Below are 13593 nucleotides of genomic sequence, written 5' to 3'. Positions count from 1 at the left end.
CTGAAGATGCCTCGGCGGGCGTTATTTCGGCGTGACCGAGATTCGCGCTAAGAAGGAGGTGAAAACGCTGAAGTTGTGACGCTTCAGGACAATCCGGCCATGCGAAGGCCGTCAATCAGCTGACGGGTGTCGTCCGGATTGCGATCGGGCACGAATTGCCAGACATCGTCGGTGCGGAAATCCGGGAAATTCTCGAGGACGATGGCGGCATAGCGCGACGCGGTTCTAAGATCGCCGTTCTTTGCATGAGCCGCGGCCAACAAACGCGAGGTTGCGGGACGATCCTTGACGCGATCCAGGACCTCGATCGCCTTGGCGTAATTTTCCTGGACGAAATGAATGCCACCGAGATTCCAATAGTAGTAATCCGGCGGCAGCGGATTGAGCTTGAGTGCCGCCAAACTCAACTCCAGTGCCCGTTCACTCTGTCCGTCATGCAGCAGCGCATCCGCATGATCGGCGAGGATGTCGGCGTCATTCGGGTTGAGCATCTGTGCTTCGGCAAAGAAATCGAGGCTGTCGCTGAAGCGGCGACGGTAAAGGGCCACGAAGCCCAACTCGCGCATCGCCCGACCGCTGTTCGGGTCGCTGTCGCGCGCAAGCCAGGCCGAGTGATCGGCGTCCTCCAGCAATTGCGTGTCCTTCATTCCGCGCACCAGCCATTCCATGCCCAGCACACGTGCCATTCCCGCGTGCGCGGAGGAGAATTTGTCGTGGCGTGCAAGCGCTGATTTGAACCATTTGCGCGCCTGGCGCAGATGCTGAAGATCAGTCTTCGAAACGAGACGCTTTCCTTCAAGGTATAGCCGATAGGCCGACGGGTTGACGTCGTGCGTCATATCCAGCAGCTCGCGGCGCTCGATCGTATCGGCGAGTGTCATCACGATACGCCGCGCAAGCTGACCGAAGGACTGATTGACCTTCTGCATGGCGAGAGGAAGGTCGATCGCCCACAGCACCTCGGCGGTCGAGGTCTTGGTCAATCGGCAGGTCGAATAAATGTCTTCCTCGCGACCATGGATCGTGACGTATACAGTATAGTCAAACCGCAGTTCAGGTGGCGTTGGTGCCGCAATGGCGCCTGCAAGAGTGCGATTGACGATTTCCAGACTCGTATGGGCAGCAATGACCTTGAAGCCGCGCTGCTGGCTCAGGCCGATCGTCACCTCTTCCAGCAAGGCTCGTCCCACGCGCTGCAGCACCGGATCCGACAAGATCGTATCCGGCGGCAGAATGAGGACGCGGGGCTGCCCGACCGGGTCGTTGGACGCGTTGCCTGATACGGCAATGGGGGAATTAGCCAGCATGGCGGGTGCAATGATGCCGAGTTCGTGAGCGAGTGCCTGCGTCACCGCATCGGGTTCCGCACCGTAGTCGCTCTTCAGCTCACTGCGGCAGCGCAAATACGCCTGGCGCGCTGCCCCAAGATCTCCGGCCTCGACGTGCCTTTTCATCAGCGCCCTGCAAGCGACCTCGTTTGCAGGATCGGCCTCAATGAGCAACCCTGCGAGGAAGAGGATATCGCCAGACGTGCGCTTCTCCGGCGTTTCGAGCAGCGCAACGATATGTGCTTCGCGGCGCTCAGCGACGCGCTGTCGTTCCACGCCGACGCGCTCTTCGGCTTCAATCGTCGGCGCTTTGAACCCCTCGACAAGATCCCCGCGAAGCAAATCCCATGCAGGACGTGGCAACGGCGCAGCGGTATTGCTCAAGGCGAGGACGTCAGCCTCCCACCCCTCGTCGTTGAACGCGACATGGGTCTTGGTCGCCTTGATGAGGCGCGGCATGCCCTCCGGAACGCTGCGATCGATACGAGCCAGCAGCTGGCGCAAGCTCCCGGCCCGCTGTTTGGATTGGTCCGATTGCCAAAGGATGGCGCGCAGGATTTCGCGGTCCATGGAATATTGGGGCGCGGTCACCAGGAAGGCGAGCAGCGCATAGGCTTTCTCCGGCAACGCAATCTCACGCTCCCCTGCGAAAAGCGCGGGCGTTCCGAGTAGGCGCAGGATATGGCTCTGTTTCCCTGTCACGGGCAACTCGCGATTGGAGGATCCGCAACGAGTATAGGACCAAACAATGACAACGCAAAAGGATTATGCTTGTCCGGTTGAAGTTTTCAACCACTGGCTGATTTTGGTGGATGACTCGGCGAACGCATGCCAACGCGAAGGCTGTTTCGGCCGAAATATCAGCGTCAATCAGACCGACAATATCAAAAAATGGCGCCGATAGTCGCTCGGCGCCATCACATGCAACGCAGAATTGGTAACCTAGGCAGCGGCCGAAGCAAAACCGGCGGTCGGAACTTCCGAGATCGTCTTTAGCACCTGCGAAGCGATCTGGTAGGGGCAACCTTGGGAATTCGGGCGACGATCTTCCAGGTAACCGCGATAGTCGTTCTTGATAAAGGAGTGCGGAACGCGGATCGAGGCACCACGATCGGCAACACCGTAGGAGAACTTGTTCCACGGAGCCGTTTCATGCTTGCCGGTCAGGCGCTTGTCGTTGTCCGGGCCGTAAACGCTGATGTGGTCCATCAGGTTCTTGTCGAACTGCGCCATCAGAGCTTCGAAATAAGCCTTGCCGCCGACTTCGCGCATGAACTTGGTCGAGAAGTTGCAATGCATGCCCGAACCGTTCCAGTCGGTATCGCCGAGCGGCTTGCAGTGATACTCGATGTCGATGCCGTACTTTTCCGTGAGGCGCTGCAGCAGGTAGCGAGCCATCCAGATCTGGTCGGCAGCGCGCTTGGAGCCTTTGCCGAAAATCTGGAACTCCCATTGGCCCTTGGCCACTTCGGCGTTGATGCCTTCATGATTGATGCCGGCTGCGAGGCACAGGTCGAGGTGCTCTTCAACGATCTCGCGGGCGATCGAGCCGACGTTCGAGTAGCCGACGCCGGTGTAGTACGGGCCCTGCGGAGCCGGGTAGCCGCTTTCGGGGAAGCCGAGCGGACGACCGTTCTCGTAAAAGAAGTATTCCTGCTCGAAGCCGAACCAGGCGTCCTCGTCGTCGAGGATGGTGGCGCGGCTGTTGGACGAATGCGGGGTGATGCCATCCGGCATCATGACTTCGCACATCACGAGAACACCGTTCGTGCGCGCCGGATCCGGATAAATCGCGACGGGCTTCAGCACGCAGTCGGAGCTGCGGCCTTCTGCCTGCATCGTCGATGAACCATCGAAGCCCCAGAGCGGGAGCTGCTCGAGCGTTGGAAAAGCATCGAATTCCTTGATCTGCGTCTTGCCGCGGAGATTTGGTACCGGGGTGTACCCATCGAGCCAGATGTACTCGAGCTTATACTTTGTCATTTGCGATTCTCTCAAACATAAATCGTGAGCAAATCCTCAAGCGAACCCGACCGTTGAGGCGACCGGACCGCGAAGGGATGCCAAATCATATGCACGTTGCGTGCCAGTTTATCACGGGTAATTTGGGATCGTCCGATCGAGCCTGAGGGCGGGTCTGGCCGGCGTCAATTGCGGAGCGCGGAACTGACTGTAGACTCAATCAGTTAGTCACCGGAGGAATTTGTCGCGCGCGAGTCTTCCCACGCGCCAGCGAGAGCCGACCAAGGCTCGCAACATTTTTTCGCAAGTCCACTCAACTGATTCTTATTTGTGCAGATGATGATATTTTATGCTCCGTGAGATTCTGATTCAAACGACAGCAGAATTGCGTGCCCATAATTGCGACAAATATTGCATTTTTTTCAATCAGATCGCGCAATTCCTGTGCAAAGCTGCTATAGTCATGGCAACGTCCTTTGGCGTGGGATGAACAAGGAGGCATGGTATGGCCATTGGTGTGCATCACGAGACGGCAAAGATTTACGCCTTTCCGAAGCGCTTCGCTGCGACAGAGCGTCGCCCGGCGGTTGATATTGAACGGGATATCATCCCGTCCGTCTACGATAGTTGCTGGTATCACGACGAGGCGATCAAAGAAGCCGCAGATCCTGCACAGCCGAAGTTCACGCCTCGCATCGTGGATTGATCTTCCCTCTGATCGTGCCGTCGCCATGGTGACGGCAGATAAATTCCAGGCTCGACGCCTTGTCTTCCTTGAGAGTGGGCGCCGGGAACAATCTGCACATAGCACCTGAGAACCCGAGCGCGGGAGGTCGATCCCCGCGACGATACTCTTGCACATGGCGCTTTGGCGGGCCATGAGAGACCTTCGATATCGATCCTGGGCGATTTTTGATGGTCAAGAAGCAAATCGCGATCCTCGGCGGCGGCCCGGCAGGCCTGACTGCCGCCGAAAGCCTGTCATCGCTCGGGCACACGGTCACCGTCTATGAAGCCATGCCGACGGTTGCACGGAAATTTCTCCTTGCCGGCAAGTCCGGGCTGAACATTACCCATTCCGAGGATTACGACGGCTTCGCATCACGCTTCGGCGCGTCGAACGCCCGCCTTCGCGACGCACTGGATGGCTTCGAGCCGTCCGCGGTTAGGGCCTGGGCGGCAGGACTCGGTGCCGAAACGTTCGTGGGATCTTCGGGGCGGGTGTTTCCGACGGCGATGAAAGCGTCACCGCTTCTTCGCGCCTGGCTGCGAAGACTTGAGGCACAGGGCGTTCGGATCCTGACCCGGCATCGCTGGCTGGGATTTTCGGACGAGGGCTACGTGATCGCAACGCCCGAGGGTGCAAATGTGATCCAGCCGGACGCAGCCCTGCTGGCGCTTGGCGGGAAGAGCTGGCCGCGGCTCGGCTCCGATGCCGGCTGGCTGCCTTGGCTCCGAGCGAAAGGCATCGCAGTCGATGACTTTCAGCCCGCCAATTGCGGCTTCGATGTCGATTGGAGCGACTATCTGCGGCAGCAGTTTTCCGGTGAGCCGGTCAAATCGGTCGCGGCGACCTCGACGGCGGGCACCATTCCAGGAGAATTCGTCGTCACCCGGCATGGCATCGAAGGCAGCCTCGTCTACGCTCACGCTGCCGCGTTGAGAAAGAGCTTGGCGGCCGGGCAAACCACAACCCTTGACGTCGACTTGACGCCTGGACGCGCACAGGATCGCATCGCCCGTGCGCTTGGAAGGCAAGATCCGAAAGCTAGTTTGTCAAACCGGCTTCGAAAGGCTGCCGGGATCGACGGTGTGAAGGCGGCTCTTCTACGCGAGCTCGCAGGTGCCGTAAACCTTGGCGATCCTCGTCAACTGGCCGGTCTGATCAAGTCGCTGCCGATCCCCGTTCAACGACCCCGCCCGATCGACGAGGCGATTTCCTCGGCAGGCGGCGTCAAATGGGATGAAATTGATCGGAACTACATGCTGAAGGCGCTGCCCGGCCTCTTCGTCGCCGGTGAGATGATCGATTGGGAAGCCCCCACCGGTGGCTATCTGTTGACGGCATGCTTCGCCAGCGGGCGGGCCGCCGCCCTTGGGATCGGGGCCTGGCTCAGCAGGGGCTAAATTGTCCGACATTGGCTGCGGGCCAAGGGCCGCGTTCTCGCTTACATGACCTCCGGCAGGCGCTGAGACACCCTGAAGATAGTGGGCCATCGCCGGGCACTGCCCTTGCCATCGATGACATGGCAAGACTGGAGATTGAAGGCCGGCGTCTGCTTCTGAAGCGTCGCGGCTTGCCAGTGACATCGACGTGGTCATGATCAACGGCCATAGCTTCCCCGCCCACAAGGGCGGACCGTGCTCGTCGCTACAATCCGACCTGAGGCGAGAGCCCTACCGCTTCGGTTGAAACGTATGCTCCTTGGCTGGAAATTTCCCAGTTCGGACCTCCTCGGCGTAGGCCTCAGCGGCTTGAGAGACGAGCGGGCCAAGATTAGCAAAGCGTTTGACGAAACGCGGCATGAAATCGTTGAAAAGACCGAGCATGTCGTCCGATACCAGCACCTGCCCGTCGCAGGCAGGCGACGCGCCAATGCCGATGGTTGGCACGCCAAGCGAAGCAGTGATGTCGCGGGCAACGGGTTCGACAGTTCCCTCGACAACAACCGCGAAGGCACCGGCCTCGGCGACCGCCAGAGCGTCGCGCCGAATCTTTGCCGCCTCCTCATCTGAGTGTCCGAGCGAGCGAAAGCCACCGGCCGTGTTGACAAGCTGCGGCATAAGCCCAACGTGAGCGAAAACTGGAACCCCTCTTGCAGTCAGGAAGGCGATCGTCGCCGCCATTTCCTCCCCGCCCTCCAGCTTGACGCCATCACAGCCGGTCTCCTGCATCAGCCGCACGGCGCTGCGAAACGCCTGTTCCTTTGATTCCTGATAACTGCCGAAAGGGAGATCAACGATGACGCAGGCATGCGACGCGCCGCGCATGACGGCACGGCCGTGGGCAACCATCATGTCGAGGGTCACGCCAACTGTCGTTTCCATGCCGTAAAGCACCATGCCGAGCGAATCGCCGACAAGGAGAAGGTCGCAGTGGGGATCGAGCAGGCGGGCGATCGGCGTCGTGTAGGCCGTCAGGCAGACGACGCGGTCCTTGCCCTTCATCGCGCGGATCGAGGCCGTCGTTAGCCGCTTCTGCTTGCTATGGGTGCTCACTATGCCGCCCTCGAATTCTTGATCGATTTGGTCCCGATGACCCTGTTGTCGAGAAGCCGCGTGGTGCCGATGCGCACAAAAAGTGCAACAAGCGCAGACCCCGATTGCAGCGAGGACAAGCTCTCAAGGGTTTCAGGATGGCGTACGGCGACCACTTCGGGTGTGGCAAGCGGCTCTGCCGCGATGAACTGCCTCAAGGCGGCCTCCAATTCCTCGGGGCTATCGCAGCCCTTCGCATAAAGCCGCTCGGCTTCTGCCAGGGCATTTGGAACGACAACGGCCGCGGCCCGTTCGCGCGCGCTGAGGTAGACATTGCGTGACGAGCAAGCAAGCCCGTCGGCTTCGCGCACAGTCGGCACGGCAACGATGCCAACCGGCTGAGCGAGATCCTCGGTCATCCGCTTGATCAGCGCCACCTGCTGATAGTCCTTCTCGCCAAAATAGGCGCGATCGGGCTGCACGAGGTTGAAAAGTTTCGTGACGACGGTCGCCACACCCGCGAAATGTCCTGGCCGGACCTCCCCTTCCAGCTGGTTTCCGAGCGTTGGGACATCGACGAGCGTCAGCATCGGTCGTGGATACATTTCGCCGGCGTCAGGTGCAAACAGGACATCGACGCCGGCAGCCTCGAGCATTGCGCTGTCACGGGCCAGATCGCGCGGATATTGGGTCAGGTCTTCGTTGGCGCCGAACTGCAGCGGGTTAACGAAGATCGATACAACGCTCACTTCGTTTTCGGCGCGCGCGCAAGCGACCAACTCCATGTGACCGACATGCAGGAATCCCATGGTCGGCACAAAGCCGATCGTCTTGCCGTTACGCCGATAGGTGTCAAGCTGATCACGCAATTCTGCGATCGTGCGGATCGTGCGCATAAAAACCTCCTCCGAATTCCCCGAAGCCTGAGCGCAGGCCGGACAAATGGTGGCGGATAGAACGCGATTTGACGAAAAGCGTCAACGCAACTGCGTCATTATAACGATTAAGCAGCTGGCTGGGCATGTGTTATTCTTCCTATTTCGGCACTGGCCCCTCAGCTAGCCGTCGAGCTGGCGCACTCCATCACTCTTTCATGCGAATCGGCGACATTGCTGATGATCTGCAACGGCGCATCGGATGCCCGATCCGTTGTGGCGGCGTGACCTCCCGGACGAGGCATTGCGGCGATGGTCGCGCTAATCTGATGCAATTGCGGGCAGTTCAAGCTTTTTGACATCTCGGACCTTCCTATCAAAATGCCTGGCTCAGTCCGCCCTTCGTTCGTGCGACTTTGTTTATTCTTTTTGTCCAAACTCCGCCCCAGTGATGGTAGAAGAAAGCCTCGATGGACGGAATGCCCTTCACGGGTGTCACGGCAATGTCCGAACAGCGACGGAGGGATGGTGACCAATCCTTATGAGATTCTCGGCGTCCGGCGAGATGCAACCGACGACCAGGTGAAGGCCGCGTATCGGCGTCGCGCGAAGACGACGCATCCAGACTCCGGCGGTGACCCGGATGCGTTCAGCCGTGTCCAGAAGGCCTACGAGCTTCTGTTGGATCCAGTCCGCAGAAAGGTGTTTGATGACACGGGCTATGATGTCGAGCTCGCCGATCCGATTGACTTGCAGGCCCTTATGGTGATCGAAAAGCTCGTCAATCAGCTCACCTTGGATGAGCGCGAGCCAGGTACGTTTGATCCGCTGGCCCGCATGCGCTCCGACCTTTCGGAGGAAATGCGCAAGGCGCGTTTCAGCAAGCGCGAACTCGAGCGTCACGCCTCACGCATCGAGCATCACCTGGAGCGGCTGGAAAAGCGGCCGGCGACCGATATCCTCGGCTCCATGTTGCGTGCCCGTATCAAGGCAATTTCGGCGGCGATCGGCGAAACCGAGGCGAAGATCAAAGCCAACGAGCGCGCATGCGAAATGCTCTACGATTATACCTATGAAGTCGACGTTCACGAAGGCGAAGAAGGCCTCGCCGTCGAGGATCAGTCAGCGCCGGCCCTGCGCAACAAGCGGGACGATCGCCCGCTTTGGGTCGTCCCCGCGGCTCAAGAGGGTTGAAAGGCATTCGCCGCGTGGGGTTACGCGGCGCGCTGGTCGGTGCCTTGGATCGCGGCAAGCTTCCACTCGTCTGCGCCCCTGCGCACGAATGTCCAGACTTCCGTCGTTTCCGTCGGCCGACTGTTATCGCCGCTGACGAGTTTGCCGTTCGCCCGCTCGACGAGAGCGTCGATTGAGGAATAGCGCATGGCGAGGGTTGCGTAGTCCGCCCCATCTTCCCGCCAGGCTTCGGCAATATCGCCCTGCAGCAGCTTGACGTTCGACACGTCGTTGCGGACGCCGTTCGTCGCATTCTCCCCGAGTTCCTCGGCAAGATAGGACATGGCTTCGGGCGTCGTCAGGCGACGCAATGTGCCATAGTCTTCGGCCCCGTAGGCGGTCTGCACCGCGGTCAGCAGTTCCTCGAAGCGGTCGAGATCGCGCTTGCCCAGGCCGACCTCGTCGTTCGGCTTTGTGTTTGCCTGCTGCTGCCCAAAACCTGCCGCCGACCCGATCGAGGGAATCTGAAACGACGCGTTGCGGCTCGGGGCCATGTTGCTGGCTCCCCCGTGGCTTTGACCGCCATAAGCCGGTTGACGTCGATTGGCAAAGAAGCGCATGGCAAAGGAAATCGCAATCGCAATCAGGGCGATCTGCAACAGCATGCCGAGGAATCCGAAGCCGCCGCCAAAACCGTGGCCGAGCAACATCCCAAGCAGTCCGCCGGCAATCAGGCCGCCGATCATCGACCTTCCAAAACCATTGAACAGGCCGGGCCTTTGCGTACCGAGAGGCTGCTGACCAGCGTACGGCGCGTTGGTTTGCGAGCGAGGCGTCATCGAACGCTCAATAGGGGCGGCCGGCGAAGGCGCGGTGCTCGTGACGGGCGGCGCCTGGAAAGTCCGCGTGCCACGGCTGCCGAACCCGGAGCTGCCCGCACGGCGCGCATCGGCCTCGCCGATCGAGGCAAATACGCTAGCGCCTGTCAAAACGGCAATTGCCGCAATCTTGGCAAAACGCGAAACGGCACGAGGCATCCAATCTCTCCTGTCATGACAACCAGTGCATGTCAGGAGCTTATATAGGGACTGCTTTGCCGGTTTGAAGCTTGAGGCGCGCCGATCTTTATTGGCACACGTCGACCCAGGTCGCCCCTGTCAGTTCCGCCAGGCGCGCGGTCGATATGCGCACGGCCGAGTTGGCGGAACCGGCAGCCGGCACCACTTCATCAAATCGCCGCAGCGAAACATCACAGTAGATCGGCAAAATCCTTGGCAATCCGAAGGGGCAGACACCACCAACAGGATGGCTTGTAACCTCCACAACCTCCTCGGGCCCAAGCATCCGGCCCTTGCCTCCGAAGGTCTCCTTGAACTTCCTGTTGTCGAGCCGCGCCAGACCGCCGGCAACGACCAACATGGTTTCCTCACCGACACGCAGGCAGATCGTCTTGGCGATCTGGGCGGGATCGACGCCATGCGCCTGCGCAGCCAATGCCACCGTCGAGGAACTTTTTACGGTTTCGACAATCTCGATATCGGGAGCATGGGCGCTGAAAAACGCGCGAACGGTTTCTAGACTCATGGCCAAAGGCTAGCGCAGGGTTCCGATCAAATGAACCCCAAATTATCAGTGACTATGCAGGCGCTGACCCCGTCTCGATCAACTTCACGCTGTTTTCCTGACAGAGACGACGGATCGAAGGCGTAATGCATCGATCGGTGATGAAGGTGTGCACTTGAGGAAGCTGCGCGATGCGCACCGGGGCAGTCCGCTCGAATTTTGTCGAATCGGCCACAAGGATGACATGCCGCGCGTTGGCGATAATTGCTTGCGCCACCTTCACTTCGCGAAAGTCATAGTCAAGCAGCGCGCCGTCCTCGTCGATAGCGGACGCGCCGATCACGGCATAGTCCACCTTGAACTGCCTGATGAAATCAACGGCCGCCTCGCCCACAATGCCGCCATCCGAACCACGCACCACACCGCCGGCTATGACAACCTCGATGGTCGGAAGCAGCCGCAGTCTATTGGCAACGTTGATATTGTTGGTAATCACCATCAGCTCGTGATGGTTCATCAGCGCCTCACCGACAGCCTCCGTCGTCGTGCCAATATTGATGAAAAGCGAGGCATTGTTCGGAATAAGGCCAGCCGCCGCGACGCCGATCGCCTGCTTTTCGGTCGCGGCGATCTGTCGTCTGGCCTCATACTTTACATTCTCGGTGCCGCTTGGAAACGTCGCGCCGCCATGAACGCGCGTGAGAATCTGTGCATCGCAAAGGTCGTTCAGATCCTTGCGGATCGTTTGCGGGGTGACAGAGAAATGGGTCGCGAGTTCCTCGACGAAAACGCGGCCGTTCGACTTGGCCATGCCAACTATTTCGGTTTGGCGTTCGCTCAGGAACATGGGTTCGGCCTCTTTCATTTACGTTTCGTTTCCAAACATGAGAATGCTTAACAGAGGCGCCAGCGGGCGCAAGAGCGATTGGCAGCACAGACAGCGACAGACTTTCGATCTCGTCTGCACTGCAGCTTCCGTCGTGATGCGCGGCCACCACCCGGCCCGTGCAAGCAAAATCTGGGGAGCCAAACCGCGAAATTGCTTGGAATTTGCCCATGCGATCCACATCGGGGTTGCAAAGATGCGCGAGTACGACGATAGGAGACATTGCGCTGCATTGCGCTTGAGCTTGCCACAGCAGGAGTTCCAAACCCTGGCGCCCTTGCTGTGCTTCACGCAATTGTCGCCGTTACAATTGTGGACACACACGCAGAAGCTGTTGTAGATAGGAATGGGCAGAAATATTATCTATTCAAGCCGTCGAAAGCGGCCCTCTACTTGCGGGTCCTATCATCTCCTGGGCGCGCAAGGGCCAAAAGAGTGCCACAAATGACGCGGATCAGATGCTCAAATTGAACACAGCAACAGGAAAGAAGCGTTTGCAACGTCTGATCGGCGCGTACGTGATCAATCTGGACAGCTCGGCAAAGCGATGGTCAGAAGTATCGTCGCAGGCGACATTGGCTGGCATGCAGATCGACCGAATCCCCGGTGTCGATGGGAGCGCGATCCCCGCAGCGCAAAGATCCGGGTTCAACGAAAAAGAGTTCTTGCGCCGGAATGGCCGGCAGATGCTGCCTGGCGAATATGGCTGCTACCGTGCTCACATGAGGGCGCTGGAAGCTTTTCTCTCAAGCAACTTTGAAAACGCCATCATTATGGAAGACGACGTGGAATTGCGTCAGGATTTCACGCTGAGGGCAGCCGCGATCTTAAAAGCAGTGCCTTCCGCAGAGGTGGTAAAGTTGCTCAATCACAGGTCCAAGTGGTGCCGAACGGTGGCCATCTCGGAGTATGGCGATTCCATTGGGCGCTGTCTGCACGGTCCGCAAGGGTCCGCAGCTTGCTATCTGGTCACGCGCGAAGGCGCCCGCAAGCTGCTTGAAAGCGCCAACAATATCGAATTTCCTTACGACATGACCCTTGAGCGCGGATGGAAGACGGGCGTTAACATCTTTACCGTCCGGCAAAATATCGTCGAACTATCCGAACGCTCAGCTGTGAGCCAAATTGCCAACAGGGCCCAATACCGCGCCGTGAAGTTGCGAGGCGTTCGTAAAATCGGAACGCACTTTCTTCGCTTAGTCGAGTATGCCCGCCGAATACGGTATGCACTATCATGACAATGCCTACATCTAACAGTCAGGTGAAGTCGGCAGCCCTTCACGTCGTCATCGCCATCTTATGGCTGGGTATGATGTCAGTGACGTTGATCGAAAGCGATTTCTATCGATACGCCGCCATCCTGCTCATGGGCTTGTCCCTTATGCTTCGCAAGGTCCCTCTGCGGGCGTCGTTGACCGACTGGTTGGCGATCTTATGTGTCGCCTGGGGTGCCTTGGCTTTGTCGCGATTTCTCTTCGGATTGATCGTCGACGGTGAAAGAGGCGCATCCGAATGGCTCTACGCTTTTGCGATCTTTTTTCCTGCGATGGGCCTGGCGCTGCATACGAGCTGGAATCTGATCAAGCCGATTTTGCTGGCTTTCTTCTGCAGTGCGCTTGTCCTGTTCATCGTCTCGACGCCGTTTTCGGCGATCGTGGCAGGCGAGCGGATTTCCCCTGCCTTCCATCATAATTCGATTCATGCAGCCGTCGGATGCGGCTTTATCTTCATCGGCGCCTTTTACTGGGCATTGCACCAGTGGGAGATTGGGGCCGCAGCGCGCACCAAGGCCGTTGTCTCAGCGATCGCCGTGACCGTGATCGGCCTGGCGATTTTCAATATTTATGGCGCCAAGTCGAAGGGCGTCTGGTTGGCACTACTGCCAGCGCTTGGCCTGATGACTGCCGCGACGCTTTTCTACCTCAGGCGAAAGACTGTGCTCGTCGCCGCCATCAGCGGCCTTTTGCTTTTATCGTGGGGCGTCTACGAGGTTCGTGACAACGTGGCACACTTCGGGGCTGCCACGTTCAATTCAGTTGTGATGATCGTCGAACGGCTGGATAGCGGCGTTTCGTTGGAACGCGTCATGCAGGACGCAATCGCCTCGTCGGAGACGCCACAGTCACTCGATGAGCGGTTGCAGCTGTGGGCCAACGCAATCGATGTCATATCCGCGGCACCGGCCTTCGGCAGCGGCAATTCGTGGCTCACCATCTGGCAAACAACGCCTTATCGCGGTGTGACTTACACGCTGATGCACAATGGCTATCTTGAGATCCTGGTCCGATATGGCTTTACCGGTCTCGCCATATTGGCGCTGATCGTTATCTCGGCCATCTATCGTGTTTATCGGGCTTCGGCGGCCGGCGTGATCAGCAAGAGCGCTTTTGCTTGCTACCTGACGTTCGCGGTCTACTTTGCCTTCACGATCCTCAGCAATTCGAATAACCGGCTTGCCCTTGGCGAATCCTACGCCCTGCTATTTGCGGCCACCTGCTTTGCCTGTTCGATAAGGCTGCGTGCCGGCTCGATTGCCCAACGCGGTACCGTCGCTCTACCTACCGGCGAACCGTCCGACGCAATCCCAGCTCACCTGCAGGGATAGGGC

At 59.0% G+C, this 13593-nt stretch carries 13 protein-coding genes; 6 read left to right on the top strand and 7 right to left on the bottom strand.

Going from position 1 to position 13593, the window contains the following annotated elements; translation table 11 throughout:
• Positions 1-83: 83 nt before the first annotated feature.
• On the bottom strand, positions 84-2030 hold the full coding sequence (locus WGT02_RS27260; protein ID WP_208247567.1) for a BTAD domain-containing putative transcriptional regulator: 1947 nt from the start codon (positions 2028-2030) through the stop codon (positions 84-86).
• Between the two features lie 46 nt (positions 2031-2076).
• On the opposite strand from WGT02_RS27260, the gene WGT02_RS27255 reads away from it, so the two are divergent.
• Positions 2077-2232: a hypothetical protein gene (locus WGT02_RS27255; RefSeq protein ID WP_157997407.1), complete on the top strand. Its 156-nt coding sequence runs from the start codon at positions 2077-2079 to the stop codon at positions 2230-2232.
• 38 nt (positions 2233-2270) lie between these two features.
• On the opposite strand, the gene WGT02_RS27250 is transcribed toward WGT02_RS27255, so the two are convergent.
• Positions 2271-3311: a glutamine synthetase beta-grasp domain-containing protein gene (locus WGT02_RS27250; protein WP_024317215.1), complete on the bottom strand. Its 1041-nt coding sequence runs from the start codon at positions 3309-3311 to the stop codon at positions 2271-2273.
• 484 nt (positions 3312-3795) lie between these two features.
• Here WGT02_RS27250 and WGT02_RS27245 point away from each other — a divergent pair, with 484 nt between their 5' ends.
• Positions 3796-3996, top strand: a complete 201-nt coding sequence (locus tag WGT02_RS27245) for a DUF2735 domain-containing protein (protein WP_024317216.1) — start codon at positions 3796-3798, stop codon at positions 3994-3996.
• Between the two features lie 209 nt (positions 3997-4205).
• Positions 4206-5417 (top strand): TIGR03862 family flavoprotein, encoded by a 1212-nt coding sequence (locus WGT02_RS27240; RefSeq protein WP_024317217.1) that lies wholly within the window; start codon positions 4206-4208, stop codon positions 5415-5417.
• A 270-nt stretch (positions 5418-5687) separates the two neighbouring features.
• Here the strand turns inward: WGT02_RS27240 and panB are convergent, their stop codons facing one another.
• Entirely contained in the window at positions 5688-6509 is an 822-nt protein-coding gene (gene panB, locus WGT02_RS27235) for a 3-methyl-2-oxobutanoate hydroxymethyltransferase (protein WP_024317218.1), read from the bottom strand.
• Positions 6509-7384, bottom strand: coding sequence for a pantoate--beta-alanine ligase (gene panC, locus WGT02_RS27230; RefSeq protein ID WP_024317219.1), 876 nt, complete (start codon positions 7382-7384; stop codon positions 6509-6511). Before panC ends, panB begins: the two co-directional genes overlap by 1 nt.
• A 507-nt stretch (positions 7385-7891) precedes the next feature.
• Here panC and WGT02_RS27225 point away from each other — a divergent pair.
• Complete coding sequence (locus WGT02_RS27225; protein WP_024317381.1) at positions 7892-8557, top strand: J domain-containing protein; 666 nt, start codon at positions 7892-7894, stop codon at positions 8555-8557.
• Positions 8558-8577: 20 nt separating this feature from the next.
• Here the strand turns inward: WGT02_RS27225 and WGT02_RS27220 are convergent, their stop codons facing one another.
• The 3 genes from WGT02_RS27220 to WGT02_RS27210 all read right to left on the bottom strand — a co-directional run bounded on the left by WGT02_RS27220 (position 8578) and on the right by WGT02_RS27210 (position 10946).
• Positions 8578-9573, bottom strand: a complete 996-nt coding sequence (locus WGT02_RS27220) for a Tim44 domain-containing protein (protein WP_024317382.1) — start codon at positions 9571-9573, stop codon at positions 8578-8580.
• 88 nt (positions 9574-9661) lie between these two features.
• Entirely contained in the window at positions 9662-10120 is a 459-nt protein-coding gene (locus WGT02_RS27215; protein WP_024317383.1) for a YbaK/EbsC family protein, read from the bottom strand.
• Positions 10121-10172: 52 nt separating this feature from the next.
• Positions 10173-10946 (bottom strand): DeoR/GlpR family DNA-binding transcription regulator, encoded by a 774-nt coding sequence (locus WGT02_RS27210; protein WP_208247955.1) that lies wholly within the window; start codon positions 10944-10946, stop codon positions 10173-10175.
• 497 nt (positions 10947-11443) lie between these two features.
• Between WGT02_RS27210 and WGT02_RS27205 the strand changes: the two genes are divergently transcribed.
• The gene (locus WGT02_RS27205; RefSeq protein WP_051166725.1) at positions 11444-12223 is read left to right on the top strand and encodes a glycosyltransferase family 25 protein; all 780 of its coding nucleotides are present in this window, start codon (positions 11444-11446) and stop codon (positions 12221-12223) included.
• Positions 12220-13590: an O-antigen ligase gene (locus tag WGT02_RS27200; RefSeq protein WP_208247565.1), complete on the top strand. Its 1371-nt coding sequence runs from the start codon at positions 12220-12222 to the stop codon at positions 13588-13590. The genes WGT02_RS27205 and WGT02_RS27200 overlap by 4 nt, the downstream gene beginning before the upstream one ends.
• The last annotated feature ends 3 nt before the right edge of the window (positions 13591-13593 follow it).

The organism is Rhizobium sp. T1470 (assembly GCF_042140505.1).
GTDB classification, from domain to species: domain Bacteria; phylum Pseudomonadota; class Alphaproteobacteria; order Rhizobiales; family Rhizobiaceae; genus Rhizobium; species Rhizobium favelukesii.
The sequence above is the reverse complement of the archived record's forward strand: the minus strand, read 5'-3'. Positions and strand labels throughout refer to the sequence as shown.